This is a genomic window from Achromobacter sp. 1L-A-4-B-C2, from assembly GCF_057291955.1.
Map to the genome: position 1 here is coordinate 40,157 of NZ_JBXAWP010000002.1, position 19,163 is coordinate 59,319.

16 protein-coding genes and 1 pseudogene are annotated in these 19,163 nt (G+C 67.6%); 5 read left to right on the plus strand and 12 right to left on the minus strand.

Annotated features, from left to right (window positions below; all coding sequences use genetic code 11):
• Positions 1-11: 11 nt before the first annotated feature.
• The 5 genes from AC0Z35_RS07640 to AC0Z35_RS07660 all read left to right on the plus strand — a co-directional run bounded on the left by AC0Z35_RS07640 (position 12) and on the right by AC0Z35_RS07660 (position 5,769).
• Complete coding sequence (locus tag AC0Z35_RS07640; protein ID WP_485131679.1) at positions 12-2,675, plus strand: circularly permuted type 2 ATP-grasp protein; 2,664 nt, start codon at positions 12-14, stop codon at positions 2,673-2,675.
• 18 nt (positions 2,676-2,693) lie between these two features.
• Positions 2,694-3,614 (plus strand): transglutaminase family protein, encoded by a 921-nt coding sequence (locus AC0Z35_RS07645; RefSeq protein ID WP_485131680.1) that lies wholly within the window; start codon positions 2,694-2,696, stop codon positions 3,612-3,614.
• On the plus strand, positions 3,611-4,753 hold the full coding sequence (locus AC0Z35_RS07650; protein WP_046807077.1) for a zinc-binding metallopeptidase family protein: 1,143 nt from the start codon (positions 3,611-3,613) through the stop codon (positions 4,751-4,753). The genes AC0Z35_RS07645 and AC0Z35_RS07650 overlap by 4 nt, the downstream gene beginning before the upstream one ends.
• Before the next feature lie 72 nt (positions 4,754-4,825).
• Positions 4,826-4,972: a hypothetical protein gene (locus AC0Z35_RS07655; protein ID WP_485131681.1), complete on the plus strand. Its 147-nt coding sequence runs from the start codon at positions 4,826-4,828 to the stop codon at positions 4,970-4,972.
• On the plus strand, positions 4,969-5,769 hold the full coding sequence (locus AC0Z35_RS07660; RefSeq protein WP_485131682.1) for a 4'-phosphopantetheinyl transferase family protein: 801 nt from the start codon (positions 4,969-4,971) through the stop codon (positions 5,767-5,769). Before AC0Z35_RS07655 ends, AC0Z35_RS07660 begins: the two co-directional genes overlap by 4 nt.
• A 38-nt stretch (positions 5,770-5,807) precedes the next feature.
• Here AC0Z35_RS07660 and AC0Z35_RS07665 read toward each other — a convergent pair whose 3' ends face one another.
• The 12 genes and pseudogenes from AC0Z35_RS07665 to AC0Z35_RS07720 all read right to left on the minus strand — a co-directional run bounded on the left by AC0Z35_RS07665 (position 5,808) and on the right by AC0Z35_RS07720 (position 19,023).
• On the minus strand, positions 5,808-7,307 hold the full coding sequence (locus AC0Z35_RS07665) for an aldehyde dehydrogenase (RefSeq protein ID WP_104145768.1): 1,500 nt from the start codon (positions 7,305-7,307) through the stop codon (positions 5,808-5,810).
• Between the two features lie 58 nt (positions 7,308-7,365).
• Positions 7,366-8,598: pseudogene (locus tag AC0Z35_RS07670) on the minus strand (Zn-dependent hydrolase); the annotation flags it as partial.
• A 14-nt stretch (positions 8,599-8,612) separates the two neighbouring features.
• Positions 8,613-10,352, minus strand: a complete 1,740-nt coding sequence (locus AC0Z35_RS07675) for a thiamine pyrophosphate-binding protein (protein ID WP_485131683.1) — start codon at positions 10,350-10,352, stop codon at positions 8,613-8,615.
• Positions 10,349-11,278 carry an HpcH/HpaI aldolase/citrate lyase family protein gene (locus AC0Z35_RS07680; RefSeq protein ID WP_485131684.1) on the minus strand — a complete coding sequence of 310 codons (930 nt, stop codon included), beginning with the start codon at positions 11,276-11,278 and terminating at the stop codon, positions 10,349-10,351. The genes AC0Z35_RS07675 and AC0Z35_RS07680 overlap by 4 nt, the downstream gene beginning before the upstream one ends.
• Positions 11,275-12,558, minus strand: coding sequence for a TRAP transporter large permease (locus AC0Z35_RS07685; RefSeq protein WP_319308486.1), 1,284 nt, complete (start codon positions 12,556-12,558; stop codon positions 11,275-11,277). The genes AC0Z35_RS07680 and AC0Z35_RS07685 overlap by 4 nt, the downstream gene beginning before the upstream one ends.
• Positions 12,559-12,562: 4 nt before the next feature.
• Positions 12,563-13,042, minus strand: a complete 480-nt coding sequence (locus tag AC0Z35_RS07690) for a TRAP transporter small permease (RefSeq protein ID WP_046807327.1) — start codon at positions 13,040-13,042, stop codon at positions 12,563-12,565.
• Positions 13,042-14,037: a TRAP transporter substrate-binding protein gene (locus tag AC0Z35_RS07695; RefSeq protein WP_485131685.1), complete on the minus strand. Its 996-nt coding sequence runs from the start codon at positions 14,035-14,037 to the stop codon at positions 13,042-13,044. Before AC0Z35_RS07695 ends, AC0Z35_RS07690 begins: the two co-directional genes overlap by 1 nt.
• Before the next feature lie 68 nt (positions 14,038-14,105).
• On the minus strand, positions 14,106-15,359 hold the full coding sequence (locus AC0Z35_RS07700; protein ID WP_485131686.1) for a YncE family protein: 1,254 nt from the start codon (positions 15,357-15,359) through the stop codon (positions 14,106-14,108).
• Positions 15,356-16,201 carry an ATP-binding cassette domain-containing protein gene (locus tag AC0Z35_RS07705; protein ID WP_485132123.1) on the minus strand — a complete coding sequence of 282 codons (846 nt, stop codon included), beginning with the start codon at positions 16,199-16,201 and terminating at the stop codon, positions 15,356-15,358. Before AC0Z35_RS07705 ends, AC0Z35_RS07700 begins: the two co-directional genes overlap by 4 nt.
• A 26-nt stretch (positions 16,202-16,227) precedes the next feature.
• Positions 16,228-17,226 carry an ABC transporter ATP-binding protein gene (locus AC0Z35_RS07710; RefSeq protein WP_219992561.1) on the minus strand — a complete coding sequence of 333 codons (999 nt, stop codon included), beginning with the start codon at positions 17,224-17,226 and terminating at the stop codon, positions 16,228-16,230.
• Positions 17,227-17,230: 4 nt separating this feature from the next.
• Positions 17,231-18,097 carry an ABC transporter permease gene (locus AC0Z35_RS07715; RefSeq protein ID WP_485133308.1) on the minus strand — a complete coding sequence of 289 codons (867 nt, stop codon included), beginning with the start codon at positions 18,095-18,097 and terminating at the stop codon, positions 17,231-17,233.
• Positions 18,098-18,108: 11 nt separating this feature from the next.
• The gene (locus tag AC0Z35_RS07720) at positions 18,109-19,023 is read right to left on the minus strand and encodes an ABC transporter permease (RefSeq protein ID WP_046807323.1); all 915 of its coding nucleotides are present in this window, start codon (positions 19,021-19,023) and stop codon (positions 18,109-18,111) included.
• Positions 19,024-19,163 lie beyond the last annotated feature (140 nt).

Consider the following 19,163-nt stretch of genomic DNA (forward strand, 5'->3'; position numbering starts at 1 on the left):
CTTGAAGCCCCATGCCGCAATTTCTTTTTCAGACCGATCCGTCGCAGGATGTCGCATCCCTGGCGGTTCATGCGGCGCTGCCCGCGCGGCCTGGGCACTATGACGAACTGCGCGCGCCGCCCGATGCGTCGGGCGCGACGCAGCTGCGCGACCCGTGGCCCCAATTCTTCGAGCTCCTGGGCACCAGCGGCTTTGCCGACCTGGACCGGCGCGTGGACGGGGTGGCGCGGCAAATCCGCGAAAACGGCATCACCTACAACATCTACGCCGAAGCCAACGGGTCGGCGCGGCCATGGTCGCTGGACCTGCTGCCCTTTGTCATCAACGACACCGACTGGGCGGCCATCGAACAGGGGGTGTGCCAGCGCGCCAGCCTGTTGAACCGCGTGCTGGCCGATGTCTACGGCCCGCAAACCCTGCTGGCCGACAAGCTGATTCCGCCCGCGCTGGTGTTCGGCCATCCCGGTTATCTGCGGCCCTTGCGCGGCTACCAGCCGCCGGGCGGCACGTATCTGCACATTGCCGCGTTCGACCTGGCGCGCGCCAGCGATGGCGGCTGGTGGGTGGTGTCGCAACGTACACAAGCGCCATCCGGGCTGGGCTATCTGCTGGAAAACCGGCTGACCATTTCGGGCATGTTTCCCGAGGCGTTCAAGCAGTTGCGCGTGCAGCATCTGGCCACCAGCTACCGGCGGCTGATGGACATGCTGTACAAGCTGAGCCCCGGCGGGCTGCCCGCGCACACGCCGCCGCGCATCGTGCTGCTGACCCCGGGGCCGTACAACGAAACTTATTTCGAACAGACCTACCTGGCGCGCTATCTGGGCGTGACGCTGGTCGAAGGCGGCGACCTTGTCGTGCGCGACAAGATGCTTTACTTGAAAACGCTGCACGGGCTGGAACGCGTGCACGCGGTGCTGCGCCGCCTGGACGACGATTTTTGCGACCCGCTTGAGCTGCGTTCCGATTCCACGCTGGGCGTGCCGGGGCTGTTGCAGGTGATGCGCGCCGGCAACGTGCTGGTGGCCAATTCGCTGGGCGCGAGCTTCCTGGAGTCGCCCGCGATCAACGGCTTTTTGCCCGCCATCAGCCGCCGCCTGTTCGATGCCGATCTGCTGTTGCCGTCGCTGCCTTCGTGGTGGTGCGGCGAGGCCGCCGCGCGCGAACAGGCGTTGGCGAACCTGCCGGGCATGGTCATCAAATCCACCTACCCCAGCAATATGCGGGGCGGTTTCGAGCCGGTCATCGGGCGCGCCGTGCCGCCGTCCGACACCGCCGCGCTGCATGCGCGCATCGCCGACAACCCCGACGCCTACACCGTCCAGGAATATCTGCCCCTGTCGCAGGCGCCCAGCTGGAGTTCGGGCCACATCGTGCCGCGCGCGGCGATGCTGCGCGTCTTCGTCATCGCCGATGGCGAGGGCGGCTGGAACGTCCTGCCGGGCGGCCTGACGCGCATCGCCAGCCGCGAACAGCAGATTGTGTCGATGCAGCGCGGCGGCAGCAGCATGGACACGTGGGTGACCACGCGCGGCGCGGTGGACACGTTTTCAATGCTGCCCGTGCAGCTGCGGCTGGAAGACATCGCCCCCGCGCATCGTCCCGTGTCCAGCCGCGCCGCCGAAAACCTGTTCTGGATGGGGCGCTACACCGAACGCGCGGAAAACGATGTACGCCTGGCCACGGTGGCGCTGACCTGGCTGAACAGCGATGAAGACAATGCCGGCGAACTGTTTGCTGCCGTCGACACGCTGTGCCGGCGCAGCGGGCTGGTGCCTGCCGCGCCCACCTTGTCGGCACGCATGTTCGAGTCGACGCTGGTGGCCCAACTGGTCAGCGACGAGGCGCAAGGCGGGGTGGCGCGCAACCTGGGCGCGCTGGCGTTTGCCGCCGGCCAGATCCGTGACCGCCTGTCGCCCGAGCATTGGCGGCTGGTGGTGACGGCGCATGAATGGTTCATGCGCATGGCGTCGGCGGGCAGGGGGCGCGATACCGCCGCGCCGCTTTCTGCCGCCGTTTCTGCCCCCGTTTCTGCGTCCGTTTCTGCCCCCGTTTCTCCGTCCATCTCTGCGTCCATTTCCGCGTCCATTTCCGCGCCGGACGTCCTGCGCGGCCTGCGCAGCCTGGGCATGCAGCTGTCGGCCATCACCGGCTCGCAAACCGACCGCATGACGCGCGACGACGGCTGGCGCCTGTTGACCATCGGCCGGCAGATCGAACGTCTGGCCGCCATGGCCGGTCTGCTGGGCGAGCTGTTCCGCCGCAACGCGGTGCTGGGCGATAGCGGCTTCAACATGCTGCTGGACCTGTTTGACAGCAAGATCACGTATCGCGCCTATTACCCGGGGCGCCAGGAAGTGCCCGCGCTGCTGAACCTGCTGGTGCAAGAGCCCGCCAACCCGCGTTCACTGGCCTGTGTGCTGAGCGTGCTGCGCAAAGAGCTGGCGCGGCTGCCCGATACCGTCGCGGGGCCGGGCAAGGACCTGGTGAACCTGCTGCCGTCGGAAGGGGTGGGCGTATCGTTGGCGGACCTTTGCCTACAGACCCAGGGCCTGTACGCGGGCGTGCTGACGTTGTGCACGCAGCTGGAACTGGCCGCCAGCAGCTTGTCCAACGAGATCAGCCTGCGATATTTCAGCCATGCGGCCGGCCATGACCAAACGCTTACCGCGTAACTTCCGAGGCATGCCGACATGAATGGGGTGACGCTGATCGTCGATCACGAAACCGCGTATCGCTACGATTCGCCGGTGGAACTGGCCCACCATCTGGGTTATCTGCGCCCGTTACACGACGCGTGGCAGGTGCTTGAGGCCTACGCGCTGGAGGTGACTCCCGTGCCGCCCGGCATCACCGAGGCCGTGGACGGCTTTGGCAACACGCGCTGCACCTTTGCGCTGTACGCGCCGCACGAGGCACTGACGGTGCGCGCCACCAGCCGCGTCACCGTCCATCCGCGCTTTGATGCGCTGGACGAAACACAGGGTTTGCCGTGGGAAGCCGCGGCGCAGCGCCTGCGCTACGACCCGGCCTTGCCCTACGCGCCCGAAGTCGAATTCACCTTCGCTTCTCCCTATGTTCCGCTGCATGCCGAGCTTCGGGCATACGGCTTGCTGTCGTTCACCCCGGGTCGCCCCGTGGCCGAGGCGGCGATGGAGCTAATGCACCGTATCCACGCGGATTTCACCTACCGGCCCGCGCACACCCAGGTGTCCACGCCGGTACTTGACGCGTTCCAGGAACGTATCGGCGTCTGCCAGGATTTTGCGCACGTGATGATCGGCTGCCTGCGCGCCCTGGCCTTGCCGGCGCGCTACGTCAGTGGCTACCTGATGTCGCAACCGCCGCCCGGCAAACCGCGCCTGATCGGCGCCGACGCCTCGCACGCCTGGGTGTCGGTGCACTGCGCGGGGGTGGACATCAATGGGGGTTGGATCGATCTGGATCCCACCAACGACGTGGTGCCGGGCACGGCGCATGTGGCGCTGGCGTATGGCCGCGACTATGGCGACGTTACGCCGTTGCGCGGCGTGATCCGGGGCGGCGGCCATGAATTGAATGTGCGCGTAACCGTCGCGCCCATAGACGAGTTTCCGACAGGGACTGATGCATGAGCTATTTCTTCGACGCGATCAACCGCCAACTGCGCGCCCCGAAACGCCAGCGCGTGCGGCATGCGCGCGCGAAGGCTTTTCAGTGCGTGTGCGGACAGCCCGTTTTCTTCAGCAATACCGAATGCCTGAACTGCCACCGGCAATTGGGTTTTGACCCGAAGCGCGGCCACGTGATCGCGCTGGACGATGCCCCCGGCGGCATCCTGCGCGAATCGGGCAAGGTGCGCGGCAAGACGTACAAGCGCTGCGGCAACTTCAGCCTGCCGGCGCTGTGCAACTGGCTGGTGCCCGCGCAGTCGCCAGACACGCTGTGCCTGGCCTGTAACCTGAACCGCACCATCCCCGATCTTTCCGTACCGGAGAACGGCCCGCTGTGGTTCAAGGTGGAAGCCGCCAAGCGCCAGATGATCGCCCAGGTGATGACGCTGGGTTTGCCCATCCGGCGCTCTGTGGCGCCTGACGACGGCGGCCTGGCGTTCGACCTGCTGGCGCCCGTCGATGACGGCACGCCCTTGCTGACGGGCCACGCGCAGGGGCTCATCACCATCAACATCCGCGAGGCCGACGACGCCTACCGGGTGAAGGTGCGTGAAGACATGCACGAGCCGTACCGCACGCTGCTGGGCCATTTTCGCCACGAGATCGGCCATTACTACTGGGACCAGCTGATTGCACCCGGCCCCTGGCTGGAACCGTTCCGGCAGGTTTTCGGCGACGAACGCGCCGACTACGGCGAGGCCCTGCAACGCAACTACGAACAAGGCCCGCCCGCCGATTGGGAACTGCACTACATCAGCACCTACGCGTCGTGCCACCCATGGGAAGACTGGGCCGAAACCTGGGCGCATTACCTGCACATGATGGACACGCTGGATACCGCCATCAGCTTCGGCGTTACGCGCACCGCCGTCGAACAATCCTACGAACCCTTCACCAAAGAAGCCCTGTACGACCCGGAAGACCCCGACGGCCAAGCGTTCCTGGACCTGGTCAACGCCTGGGTCGCCCTGACCGGCGTCCTGAACGAGCTGGCCCGCAGCATGGGCCAACGCGACTTCTACCCCTTCGTCCTGCCCGCCGACGTGATCGGCAAGCTTCAGTTCGTGCACCGGGTGGTGAAAGGCGCTTCGGCGGGGTGAGAAGGCGGGGGGCGCGGAAAATAAGCGGCAAATCAACACACAAATGAAGCGGCAACTCAACCGGCAAAAAACATGGCCCCCCTGCTGGCTCTGGACTCAATGAAAGCCAAGATCAGCGCGGTCGTGCAGGTGGAAACCTCGCATGGCCGTTTGCGGAAAGGTGCCGCCTTGCCGATCTTGCTGCCCGCCCTGTATGGCGGGGTGGATGACGCCCCGTGACCGGACTGCACCAAGCGCTACGCCTGCCCGACTGGGTGTGCATGGCGTCCATGCCCGTTGCCCAGGCGGCGGAGCACCTGCTTGCCGCCGTGGGCGATGAAGCCTTGGCGTGGCGCCAGGCAACCGGGGCGATGAGCCCCGGGCGGCGCGCCGAGTTCGTGGCGGGTCGGGTGTGTGCGTGGCGGGCATTACTAGAGGCGAGGGCGAAGGAGGCGAGAGCGAAGGAGGCGGGGGAGAAGGAAGCGGGGGCGAAGGACGCGGGGGCGAAGGACACAGCGGCGACGGTTCGCGGGCCGGTGTTGCCCGTGCACGAGCGGTTGCCGGTGTGGCCGGCGGGGTGGTTGGGCAGCATCAGCCATAGCGGGGCGTGGGCGGTTGCGGCGGTCGCTTCGGAAGCGCGGTGCCAGGCGCTGGGGCTGGACTTGCAGGATCTGATCGCCCCGCAAACCGTGGCTGACGTGCAGCCGCTGGTGGCGACCGAGCGCGAACTTGCCCGCATGGCGGCGCAGTGGGATCGCCCCCATGCGCTGACCTTATTGTTTTCCGCCAAGGAAGCGCTGTACAAGGCGCTGTATCCGCGCCTGCGCAGGTTCCAGGATTTCGATGCCGCCGAATTGACGGCAATCAGCGCAATCAGGGCCGAAGTGACGCTGACCCTGACCCGCGATTGGGATGACGTCGCTTGGCGGGCCGGGCAGGCGGTAAGCGTGCGCTACGCGTGGGTGGCCGAAGGGGTGCTGACGGCCTGCTGTGTGGCGACGGGTGGGGCGGCGGGTGGGGCCGGCGGGGGCGTCTGAGCGCCCGCGGCTCCATTCGGCCGGCCCCGCCACGCCAGTCACACCGTCAGGCTGATCCAGGTCGTCTTCAAGTCCGAATATTTGTCGAGCGCGTGCAGGGACTTATCCCGGCCCGACCCCGATTGCTTGACGCCGCCGAACGGCACCGTGATGTCGCCATCGGCGTAGCAGTTGACCCAGACCAGACCCGCGCGCAGGCGGCGCGACAGGCGATGCGCGCGCGACAGGTTGGCCGTCCACAGGCCCGCGCCCAGTCCGTAGACCGAGTCGTTGGCCAGCGCAATGGCTTCGTCTTCGGAGCCGAAACGTTGCGCGGCCAGCACCGGGCCAAAGATTTCTTCGCGGACCAAGGCGGAATCCTGGTGCGCGCAATCGAAAATGGTGGGTTCGATGTAGTAGCCGCCCGTGTCGCTGCGCGCCTGCTTGCCGCCGATGCGCAACGTTGCGCCTTCGGACTGGCCGGCGGCAATGCGGTCCAGCACGCCCTGCATCTGGCGTTCGTCCACCATCGCGCCCATGGCGGTGGCCGGGTCCAGCGGGTCGCCCGGCTGCAACGTGGCCGCCACCGCCGCGACTTTTTCCATGAAGGCGTCGTAAATGCCGTCCTGCACGTACAGGCGCGACCCGGCGATGCACACTTCGCCCTGGTTCGAGAAGATGGCCAGCGCGGCGGCTTGCGCGGCGCGGTCCAGGTCGGGGCAGTCGTCAAACACGATGTGGGGCGACTTGCCGCCACATTCGAGCCACACCCGCTTCAAGTTCGATTCGCCCGCATAGCTCATGAAGCGCTTGCCCGTGGCGGTGGACCCGGTGAACGCTACGCAGTCCACGTCGGGGTGGCGGCCCAGCGCCTGCCCGGCCACCGCGCCAAGGCCCGGCACCACGTTGAAGACGCCGGCGGGAATGCCGGCTTGTTCCGCCAACGCCGCCAGCCGGATGGCCGACAGCGAGGCCTGCTCGGCCGGCTTCAGGATGACGCTGTTGCCCGCCGCCAGCGCGGGCGCCACTTTCCAGGCGGCCATCATCAGCGGGTAGTTCCACGGCACCACGGCGGCGACCACGCCCAGCGCTTCGCGCGTGATGGTGGCCAGCGCGTCCGGGCCGGTCGGGGCGATCTCGTCGTAGATCTTGTCGATGGCTTCGGCGTACCAGGCGTAGCAGCGCGCGGTCTCCGGCACATCGAAAGCCAGCGCGTCGCGGATGGGCTTGCCCATGTCCAGCGTTTCCAGCAGCGCCAGTTCTTCGGTGTGTTCGTCGATCAGGCGGGCCAGGCGCAGCAGGCGTTCCTTGCGTTGGCGCGGGGCCAGCTGGCTCCAGACGCCGGCTTCGAACGCGCGGCGCGCGGCGGCCACGGCGCGGTCTACATCGGCCTGGCCGCAAGCGGCTACGTCGGCCAGCCGGCGGCCGTCGATGGGGCTGGAGGCGGCGAACGTAGCGCCGTCGGCGGCGTCGCAGTAGGCGCCGTCGATGTAGGCGCGGCCGTCGATGCGCAGCGTGGCGGCGCGGTCATGCCAATAGGCGCGGTCGTGTTGGCTCATGCGGGTTCTCCGGAATGAAGGCGGGATGGGGGGGGGAGGCGGCGGGCGTATCGCTGTGCGCGTTGGCGCGCGCAACCATCGCGTCCAGCAGCACGTTGCAGCCCGCTTCCAGGTCGGCGGGCTTGGCGTCTTCGATCTCGTTGTGGCTCACGCCATCCTTGCAGGGCACGAAGATCATGGCGGTGGGCGTGACGCTGGCCATGTAGACGGCGTCGTGGCCGGCGCCCGTCACGATGTCCATGGCGGCCAGGCCACGGCGCGTGGCGCCGTCGCGCACCTTTGCCACCAGGTCCGGGTCGAACGGGGTGGGCGGGAAGTACTGCACCTGCTTGACGTCAACGGTGACGCCGTGGCGTTCGGCTACGTCGGTGCACGCGGCCAGCCAGCGCGCGTCCATCTGCGTCAGCGTGGCTTCGTCTTCATGGCGCAGGTCCACGGTGAAGCGGACCTGACCGGGGATGACATTGCGCGAGCCCGGATGCGCATGGATTTCGCCCACCGTGCCGCGCCCATGCGGTTGGTTGTCGTTGGCGATGCCGATCACCGCCTGCAACAGGAACGTGGCGGCGTACAGCGCGTCGCGGCGGATGGGCATGGGGGTCGGGCCGGCATGCATCTCCATGCCGGTGATCACCACGTCGTACCAGCGCACGCCCAGCGACCCGGTCACCACGCCGACCACTTTGTCTTCATGTTCCAGGATGGGGCCTTGTTCGATGTGCGCCTCGAAGTACGCGCCCACCGGCCGCCCGCCCACGGGGTCCGCGCCCGCGTAGCCGATGGCGGCCAGTTCGTCGGCCACCGACTTGCCGTCGTGGTCGCGCGCGGCCAGCGCCACTTCCAGCGGGAATTTGCCGGCGAATACGCCGGAGCCCATCATCACGGGCAAAAAGCGCGAGCCTTCTTCGTTGGTCCAGATGGCCACTTCCAGCGGCGCCTCGGTGACGACGCCGTGGTCGTTCAGGCTGCGCATGACTTCCAGCCCGGCCAGCACGCCGTAGCAGCCGTCGAACTTGCCACCGGTGGGCTGCGTGTCGATGTGGCTGCCGGTCATGACGGGCGGCAGGTCGTTGTTGCGGCCGGCGCGGCGGGCAAATATGTTGCCCACCTGGTCCACGCGCAGCGTCATGCCGGCCTCGCGCATCCAGCCGGTGACCAGGTCCCGGCCCTGGCCGTCCAGCGCGGTCAGCGCCAGCCGGCAGTTGCCGCCCTTGGGGGTGGCGCCGATCCGCGCCAGGTCCATCAGCGACTGCCACAGCCGCTGTCCGTTGATCGAAATCGTGCTTGTCATGGGTTCACGTCCTGTCAATGGCCATTGTTGGCGGAGTTCGGGTTGCCGTTGCCGCGCGCGATGCGGGCTTGCGCGGCTTGGCGGATGCCCATCAGCGTTTCGCCCGGGGCGATGCCGTTGGCGTCGTAGCGGATTTCCAGCAGCGCGGGCAGGCTTTCCTTATCGGCAAAGGCCAGCGCGCGTTCAAACGCGGGTCCGAAATCTTCCGTGGTTTCCACGGCTTCACCATAACCGCCGTAGCCCCGGATGATCTGCGTAAAGTCGGGGTTTTCAAAGCCCAGCGCAATCGTGCGGGCGGGGAACTCGCGTTCCTGGTGGGCGCGGATGGTGCCCCAGATACTGTTGTTGAACACCAGCACGACCACGCCCAGCTTGTACTGCAAGGCCACGCCCAGTTCCTGCATGTTCATCTGAAAGCAGCCGTCGCCCGCGTAGCACACCACGGTGCGGGCACGGTCTTGCAGCTTGGCCGAAATGGCGGCGGGCAGGCCGTAGCCCATCGACCCGACGGTGGGCGTCAGGCTGGTGCCCGGGCCGGTGTAGCGGCGATAGCGGTGCGGATACAGCGCGTAGTTGCCCGCGCCCACGGTGATGCAGGCGTTGGGCGGCACGTGCGCGTCCACGTAGGCGGCCGCCGCGTCCAGGCTCATCGGGCCGGGCGCGGGCAGCGGGGTCAGGCTGTCCACCAGTTGCTGATGCGCGATACGCACGGCCTCGCCACGCGGCGTGGCATGGCCGGGCGCCAGGTCCGCCACGCTGGCGGCAAAGCTGGCCACGTCGGCCACGATGGCCTGCGTGGGTGAAAACACGCGACCCAGCTCGGCGGCGTCCGGGTAGACGTGGATCAGCTTCTGGCGCGGCAGCGGGCTTTCGATGACGGTATAGCCTTCGGTCGTGGCTTCGCCCAGGCGCGTGCCCACGGCCAGCACCAGGTCGGCGTCCTTGACGCGCTGGCGCAGTTCCGGCGTCATCGCCCAGCCGACGTGGCCGGCGGCGTTGGGATGGCGCTGGTCAAAACATTCCAGGCGGCGCCACGCGGTGCCCACGGGCAGCTCGAAGCGTTCGGCAAAACCGGCAACCTGGTCGATGGCGGTCTGGTGCCAGCCATTGCCGCCCAGCAGCAGGAAGGGGCGTTCGGCGGCGTTCAGCAATTCGGTCATGCGCGTCAGATCGGCGGCGCCCGGGTGGCTGTGCACGCGCGGGTAGCGCGGCAGGTCCGCCACGCGGGCCGTGCCCCACAACGTGTCTTCTGGCAGCGCCAGCACCACGGGGCCGGGCCGGCCGCTGGTGGCGACGGCGAAGGCGCGCGAAATGAACTCGGGGATGCGGTCGGTGCGATCGATCTGCGCCACCCACTTGGCCATTTGCCCGAACATGCGGCGGTAATCGATTTCCTGGAAGGCTTCGCGTTCCATGAAGTCGTTGCCGACCTGGCCCACGAACAGGATCATCGGCGTGGAGTCCTGGTAGGCGGTGTGCACGCCGATGCTGGCGTTGGTGGCGCCCGGGCCGCGCGTGACGAAGCAGATGCCGGGTTCGCCCGTCAGCTTGCCATAGGCCTCGGCCATGTAGGCCGCGCCGCTTTCCTGGCGGCAGACCACGGGTTCGATGGCGTCGGTGTGTTCGTTCAGCGCGTCGATGCACGGCAGGTAGCTTTCGCCGGGAATCATGAACACGCGGCGCGCGCCATGGATGCGCAACTGCTGCATCAGGATCTGGCCGCCGTTGCGTTCGGGAAGTGCGGATGACGTCATGCAAGGTCTCCTTGTTGTGGCACGGCCTGCGCGCGGCGCTCGGCGGCCCATCGTTCGAATTGGTCGTGGCGCGCCAACAGGCGGCGCGCGGTGTTGTAGGTGGGCGGGTCGATGCGTTCGGCGTCGTGGCGGCCGGCGCGTTGCGCCTCGAAGCGCGCCACGCAGTCGCGCGCGGTGTCCACATCTGGCGGGGCCGGAGTGAACACCTGGTGGATCAGGGGCACCTGTTCGGCCACCGTGGCGCATTTGGATTTCAGGCCCAGGCGGCGGGCCCAACGCAGGTCCGCTTCCAGGGCGGGCAGGTCGCGGTAATTGAACGGGCAGTCGATCGGCACGCAGCCGGCGGCGGTGCAGTCCACCAGAAAGCGGGCGCGCACGGCGTGCAGTTCAATGCCGTCCTTGCCGCGCTCGGCGCCCAGGCTGGCCGTCAGGTCTTCGGCGGCCAGCAGGCACGCGGACACGCGCGGGCTGGCGGTCAGGATGTCGTAGGCCCGCACCAGCCCCAGCGCCGATTCCAGCGTGGGCACGATCTCGGTACTGCCGGCGGGCAAGCCCAGTTCGGCTTCCAGCGCCGTGATGGCCTGATCCAGCGCAACGATCTGCGCGGCGCTTTCGGCGTGCGGCAGGAACACCGCATCGGGTGCGCCCGGCATCACGCCGCGCAGGTCGGCCAGCCCGTCGTCTTCCAGCTTGTTGATGCGCACGGCCGCCACGACGCCCTGCGCGCGGCACGTGGCAAACAAGGCCGCAATGCGTGGCCGGGCGGCGGGCCGTTCCACCGCCGCGGTGAATTCTTCCAGGTCGGCCACCAGCGCGTCCGTGCCGCTGGCCAGGCCCGCGGCCTGCGCGGCGGCGTCCATGCCGGGTACGAACATCCAGCTGCGGCGCAGCGCGGCGGGGCGGCGTAGATAGGAGTGGGTGGTCATTGCACGTGCCTCGGCAGGAACAGCACCAGTTCAGGAACAAACGTCAGCAGCAACATCACGCTGGTCATGGCCAGCATCATCCAGGACAGCGGGCGCAGCGTTTGCATCATGTTGATGCCGCCGATCTTGCAGGCGGCCATCAGGTCTACCCCGACCGGGGGCGTGTTGGCGCCGATGGCCATGTTGATGGACAGCAGAATGCCGAAATGCACCGGGTCGATGTTGTAGTGTGCCAGCACCGGCATCACCACGGGGGCCACGATGATGATGACGGGGATGGCCTCCATGAAGGTGCCCAGCAGCAGCAATACCACCGTCAGCACCAGCAGCACGGCCGTCTTGCTGTCGGTCCATTCCACCAGCAGGGTGGATAAGGCTTGCGGCACCTGTTCGGCCACCAGCACCCAGGCAAACAGGCCGGACGCGCCGATGATAAGCAGGATGGACGCGCTGCTTTCGCCGGTGGACTTCAGGTTGTCCCACAAGGATTTCAGGCTAAGCGTGCGGTACCAGAAAAAGCCGATCAACAGGGCGTAGACAATCGCGCTGGAGGCGGCTTCGGTGGCGGTGAAGATGCCGAAGCGGATGCCGCCGATGATCAGCACCGGCACCATCAGCGCGGGCAGCGCATCGATGGCCGCGGCGCGCAGTTCGCCCCAGGAAAACGGCTGGCCGCCCGCCCAGTTGTGCTTGCGCGACTGCCAGATGGCCACGCCGATCAAGGACAGGCCCAGCAGGATGCCCGGGATGATGCCGGCCACGAACAGCTTGCCCACCGACGTATCGGTGATGGTGCCGTAGACGATCAGCACGATGCTGGGCGGGATGATGGTGGACGTGGCGCCCGCGCTGCCCACCAGCGCGCAGGAAAAGCCCTTGTCGTAACCGCTGCGCGCCATGGCGGGCAACAACAGGCTGCCGATGGCGACCACGTCGGCCACGCCCGAGCCGGACAGCGCGCCGAACATCAGGCAGGCCAGCACGGCCACGACCGCCAGGCCGCCCTTGATGTCGCCGACGATGGCGGCGCACAGGCGCACGATGCGCTGCGTCAGGCCGGCGCCGTTCATCAGCTGCGCGGCCAGGATGAACAGCGGAATCGCCAGCAGGGTGAAGCTGTCCAGCCCCACCACGTACTGCTGCGCCGCCACCATCATGGGCGCCGAGTCATACACGGCCAGATAGGCCAGGCACGACAGCACCAGGCCGAATGCAATAGGCATGTCGATCAACACGGTGATCGTAAACACGCCCATCAGGAAGAGAGCACCCGAAGACATCTTGTTATTCCTTTGCCGTGGCGGGGGTGGGCGCGAACAGCTGCGCCAGATGGACGACGATGGTGACCGCGCACGCAAACGGCAACGCCAGGTAGACCGTGCCGGCGGACACGTCCAGCGCGGGCAGCGTCTGGTCGCCCGTGAGTTCGGCCAGTTGCCAGCCCGCGTAGCCCAGCGCCGCCAGGCCCACGATGACCAGCAGCTGGTTCAGCCGCTCGAAGGCATTGAGCACGCGCGGGCTGCGCACCACGAAAGGCAGCAGGCCGGCCATCAGGTGAGAGCGTTCGTAGCTGCACGCCACGCCGCCGATGAAGGCCGACCACACCAGCACCAGGCGCGGCAATTCCTCGGCCCAGTGCGGCGTGGTGTGCGTGACAAAGCGCGAGAACACCACGTAAGAGATCAGGATCGCCAGCAAGGCCACCGCCAGGGCGGCAAAGGCCTTGCTGATGCCCGACAGGATGGCGGACAGTCGGTTGAGCATTACTGGGCCTCGCGGTACTTCTGCACAATCGCCATCAGTTCGGGGCCGTAGGTGACCGAGTAGGTCTTCCACACGGGCTGCACGGCGGCGGCAAAGGTGGCCTTGTCGACCTCGTTGACCTGCATGCCTTTTTCTTTGAGCTGGGCCACGAACTGCTGGTCGCCGTCGGTGATCATCTTGCGCTGGGCGTCGCGCCACTTGTCGGCGGCGGCCTGCACCACCTTCTTGTCATCGGCGGAAATGCGGTTCCAGACCGGCTTGGAAATGATCAGGTTGGCCGGGCCCCACACGTGACCCGTCAGCGACAGGTACTTCTGCACTTCGAAGAACGACGACGTGTAGATGATGGACAAGGGGTTCTCTTGCGCGTCGAACACCTTTTGCTGCAACGCCGAGTACAGCTCGCCAAAGGCCAGCGGGGCCGGGTTGGCGCCCAGCGCGGTAAAGGTGTCCAGGCGCATCTTGTCGGGCGTGACGCGGGTTTTCAGGCCGGTCAGGTCGGCGGGCTTGTTCACGGGGCCGCGATTGTTGGTCACGTGGCGAAAGCCGTTTTCCCACCACGAGATGATGGTCAGGTTCTTCTTGTCGGCCAGCTTGGCCAGCGCCTCGCCAAGCTCGCCGTCGTAGGCCTTGTAGGCTTGCTGCGACGACGACCACGTGTACGGCAGTTCCACCACGCCGAACTTCGGTTCAATCGGTTGCAACGAACCCGAGCCGATGATGGCGGCGCCCTGGCTACCGATCTGCAAGCCTTCCAGCATGGTCTTTTCGTTGCCCAGCTGGCCGCTGGGGAACAGCACGAAGTTGACGCGGCCGGCGGTCTTTTCCTTGACCTCGGCGGCAAAACCCTCGGCCGCCTTGTTCCAGCTGTGGCTGGGAGCCAGCACGTGGCCCAGCTTGATGTCCAGGGCATGGGCGGACAGCGGCGCAAAGCCGGCCACGGCAAGCAGAGCGCCGCCGATCAGGGCGCGAAACGTTTGGGGAGCGTGGGTCATGAAGTAACTCCAGATGCAAGAGAGAAGTAGGGGTGGTGGGTTCAACAGGCGGCGGGGTGCGGCCCCGCTCAGTAGGATTGCGCCCGCATGGATGCGGGGTGGCCGGGCAGGGGGATACACGTACCGGTATCGGTCAGGCCGTTGTCTCCCACGGCCAGCACCTGCAAGGTTGCGTCCAGAAAATTGCCGACATACAGGTAGCGGCTGTCGGGGCTGAAGGCGATGCCTTCGGGCAAGGCGCCGACATCGATGGCGGCCGCGCGGGTGACGCGCAGGCCGTCGATGTGCAACAGCACGATCTGGCCGTGCGGGTGGTGGAACCAGTCGGACGACGGGTTGTTGGAGCCTTGCACAATGGCCACGGCGGCGTGGCGGCCATCGGGGCTGATGGCGATGCCTTCGGGGCCGTCTTCCACCATGACGCGGTCGACGACGCGTGGCGGATCGCTTTGCAAATCCACCACGCTGATGGAATCGGCATGGCCGTCGGACGCCGTGGGGCTGCCCATGTCCACCACCAAGGCCAGCGCGCCATCGGGCGACACGACCAGGTTGAACGGCACCAGCCCGGTGGTCAGGTCTTCGGACGGATCGTGCGTGACGCGGGGCGTGGGGCCGGTGTCGTCGACGTGCAGCACGGCCAGCCGGTGCGTATCGGTCTTCACGACGTAGGCGCGGCGGCCATCGGCCGAGAACGACACGGCGACCACGGGCGTGCCCAGGTCGATTTCCCCGCAGACGGTCACGCGGCCATCACGGATGGTCAGCACGGATACCGAGCAGCCGGCCTTGTTGGCGACGAGGGCCATCGTGCCCGCGCGGTTGATCGACAGGCCGGACGGTTGCAAGCCCACTTGCAGTGTCTGCACGATGGCCGGCGGCGTGGCGGTCAGGTCCACCACATACAGGGCACGGCCCGGGGTGGGCTGCCAGCCCTTGCTGTCGGCGCGTTCGGGCCACGCCATGGAATCGGCGATCAAGGCCAGGCGCTGGTCCGGCGTGACGGCCAGATTGACGGGCGGACCGAACAGCGAATTGGGTAGCGGCAGGGTGGCCACCAAGGCGGGCGCGGCGGGGTTGGCGGCGGCGTCGAAGATGCTGAGCGAGTCGCGGCCGGGCGCCAGGAAGCGGATCCGGCCGTCGTCCCAGGTGACTTTCTCGTCGTTGCCGACCAGCAGGTAATGCGGGGCGGGGGCAGGCGGTTGCGCGGCTGGCATCGGCGCGCTGCCGGGTGTGGCGGCCAGGGGCGTTGTCGCGGGGCTGGTCACGACAGGGCTGGTCGTCACCTGGCTGGTCGTCACTGCGGTCGCGTGTGCGTTCATGCCGCCAGCTCCCGCGCTTCGGGCACGGCCAGCGTCGCGCCGATCAGTTGCCGGGTGTACGGGTGCTTGGGTGCAAAGTAAACCTGGTCCGCCGCGCCGCGCTCGACCACGCGGCCGCCTTGCAGCACGACGATCTCATCCGCAATGTGCTGCACCACCGCCAGGTTGTGGCTGATGAACAGATAGCCCAGGCCGCGTTCGCGTTGCAGTTCCATCAGCAGGTTCAGGATCTGCGCCTGCACGGAAACGTCCAGCGCGGAAGTGGGCTCATCGCAAATCAGCAGCTGGGGTTCCAGCATCAGCGCGCGGGCAATCGCCACGCGCTGGCGCTGGCCGCCCGACAGTTCACGCGGGTAGCGGCCGGCAAACGCGGGCACCAGCCCCACGGCGTCCATCATGCGGCGCACGGCCGCCGTCTGCGACGCGGCGTTGCCGATGCCATGCACGCGCAACGGCGCGGTCAGGATTTCGTTGATGGTGCGGCGCGGGTTCAGCGACGAATAGGGGTCCTGGAACACCATCTGGATGCGGCGTGCGCGAGCGCGGGCGGGCATGGCGGTCAGCGGCTTTCCGTCCAGCAACGCCTGCCCTTGGGTGGGCGCCAACAGGCCCAGCATCAGTTTGGCGATGGTGGACTTGCCGCTACCGGATTCACCGACCAGGCCGATGGTCTGGCCGGCGGGCACATGCAGGTCGATGTCATGCAGGATGCGCGGCGCGGGGCGGCGCGAGAACAGGCTGGCGCGGCCGTATTGGAACGACAGCGCGTCCAGGCGGATGCTGCCGGGCGCGGTGCTTGGCGGGGCGGTGGGCGCGCTGGTGGGCGGGGTGGCCGACGGCATGGCGGTGGCCTTGTTCATGGAAGTATTCATGCCAGGGCTCCTGCGCGCAGCGCGCCGGGTTTGACGCACAGGCAGCGGTGTTCGCCCTGCACGCGCGGGGCGATCGGCTGCGCGCAACGCGGTTCGGCCACCGGGCAACGATCCCGAAACGCGCAGCCCCGGATGGCGGTGTCCAGCGACGGCACGGCCCCGGCGATGGTCGGCAAGTCGGTATGCGGCGCGGTGCGGCCGGGTTGAGGGATGCAGTTCAACAGCATGGTGGTGTAGGGATGGCGCGGGTCCGCCAGCACCTCGGCCACGCTGCCGCCTTCGACGATGTCGCCCGCGTACATGACGATGACGTGGTCGGCGATGCGCGCCACCAGCCCCATGTCATGCGAGATGAACACCATGCCCAGGCCGAACTCGGCCTGGATGTCGCGCAGCAGGTCCAGCAATTCGGCCTGCACGGTGACGTCCAGCGCGGTGGTGGGCTCGTCGGCAATCAGCAATTCCGGGCCGCACATCAGCGCCATGGCGATCATCACGCGCTGGCGCAGCCCGCCCGACAGCTCAAACGGATACTGGCGCATGCGTTCTTCGGGGTTGGTGATGCCGACCCGGCGCAGCAGGTATTGCGCGCGCTCGGCGGCCTGGCGGCGGCTGACGCGCTTGTGCCGGCGCATCACGTCGATCAGCTGCGTGCCAATCTGAAACACCGGGTTCAGCGACGTCATCGGATCCTGAAAGATCATGGCGATGCGCGCGCCGCGCAGTTCGGCCAGCTGGCGCGGCGTCAGCGTGGACAGGTCTTGCCCGGCGAACTCCAAGCGCGTCATGCGGCGGCGCGCGGCGGCGGGCAGCAGGTCCAGCAGCGCCAACGCCGTCAACGATTTGCCGCAGCCCGATTCGCCGACGATGCACAGCGTCTTGCCGCGTTCCAGCGTGAAGTCCACCGCGCGTACGACGTGCTTGGTGTGCGTGGCGGTGTGGATGTCGATATGCAGGTTTTCAACCCGCAGCAGGGGGTGGGACGTCGCGGTCATGGCCTCAGCCCTTTTTCATCTGGATGGCGCGCAGCGTTTCGCCCGCGCGGTTCACGCACAGCACCAGCACGAACAGCACGATGCTGGGGATGACCACCAGCGACGGCTGGAACAACATGTTTTCCTTGCCCTCGGCAATCATCAGGCCCAGCGACGGCATCGGCGCGGGCACGCCCAGCCCCAGGAATGACAACGACGCTTCCAGCGTGATGGCCATGGCCGCATCCACCGTGCCGATGATGAGCAGGTTGCCCACCAGGTTCGGCAGAATGTCGCGCCAGATGATTTGTAGAGGCGTGCAACCTTGCAGCCGCGACGCGGTGACGAATTCGGCGTTGCGCAGGCCGGCGGCCATGGTGCGCGCCACCAGGGCGTAGCGTTCCCACAGCAGCAGGCCCAGCACCAGCACCACCACGGTCAGCGATGCGCCCACCACCGACACCACGGCCAGCGCCACCAGGATGATGGGCAGCGCCAGGCGGGCGGTAATCAGGAAGGACACGGCGCGGTCCACGGCGCCGCCGAAGTAGCCGGCGACCACCCCAAGGGTGGTGCCGATCAGCCCGCCCATCAGCGCGACCGACATGCCGATCAGCGCCGACACCCGCACGCCGTACAGCGCGCGCGCCAACACGTCGCGGCCCAGCTGGTCGGTGCCCAGGATGTGGTTCCAGTCACCGCCTTCAGCCCACACGGGCTCTTGCAGACGCGCCAGCAGGTCTTGCGAATAGGGGTCGTGCGGGATCAGGTACGGGCCGATCAGGCCGGCCAGCACCAGCAGGGCCAGCACGGCCAGGCCAAGCAGTCGGCCGGCGCGCGCCAGACGGTCGCCGCGCGTGGCGGCGGGCAGGGAAGTCGCGGTAGCGGTCATAGCGGTAGTCATCAGGCGGCTCGCACGCGGGGGTCCAGCCAACCGTTGACCAGGTCGGCAAGCAGGGTCAGCACGATGTAGATCAGCGCAAAGATCAGGATCAGTGCCTGCATCGTGGGGAAGTCGCCACGCAGGATGGACGTCCAGGCCAGCAGCCCGGCGCCATTGATGGCGAACACGGTTTCGATGACGACGGAGCCGGCCAGCAAAGTGCCCATCTGCGCCGCCGCCAGGGACACCAGCGGCCGCAGCGCGTTGCGCAGCGCGTACTTCAACACCACGCTGGCGCCGCCCAGGCCCATCGCACGCGCGGTGCGGATGTAGTCGGTGGCCAGCACGGTTTCCATTTCGGACTTCATCAGCCGCAGCATCGCGGGCATGGCGAACAGGCCCAGCGCCACCACCGGCATCACGTAGTGCTTCCACGTGTCAAAGCCCGAGGCGGGCAGCCATTGGTTGCGCACGCTGAATACGATGATGAGCAAAAACGCCAGGCAGAACGGCGGCATGGCCTGTGCGCAGGCGGATAGCAGCATGGTGGCGCGGTCCACCAGCGAGCCTTTGCGCAAGCCGGCCAGCACGCCCAGCGGTATCGCCAGCAGCAAGGCAAAGGCCATCGCGGCCAGGCCCAGTTTGGCGGTGGCGGGGAAATGCTGGCCCAGCAATTCGGCCACGGGGCGGCTGAAGTACAGGCTGTCGCCAAAATCGCCGCGCACCACGCCCGCCAGCCAGCGGCCGTATTGCACCAGGATGGGATCGCCAAAGCCGTGCTGTTGCGACAGGCGGGCGGCGTCGGCCGCGCTGCCTTCACCGGCCAGGCGCGCGGCCGGATTGCCGGACGCAAACACCAGCGAAAAGCTGATCAGCGATACGAACACCACCAGCAGGGCGGCGACCAGCAAGCGGCGAAACAGGAATGCAATCATGGGTCAACCTATAGAGCTAGCGTCGGCTGGCGGCGGCGCATCGGCAAGCATCGACATGCCGCGGCTTGCGTCGGCGCGCGCCGTTCCGCCCAGGCGCATCAAGCGCCTGGATCGGACGGGCACAACGGTTGGAACAACGC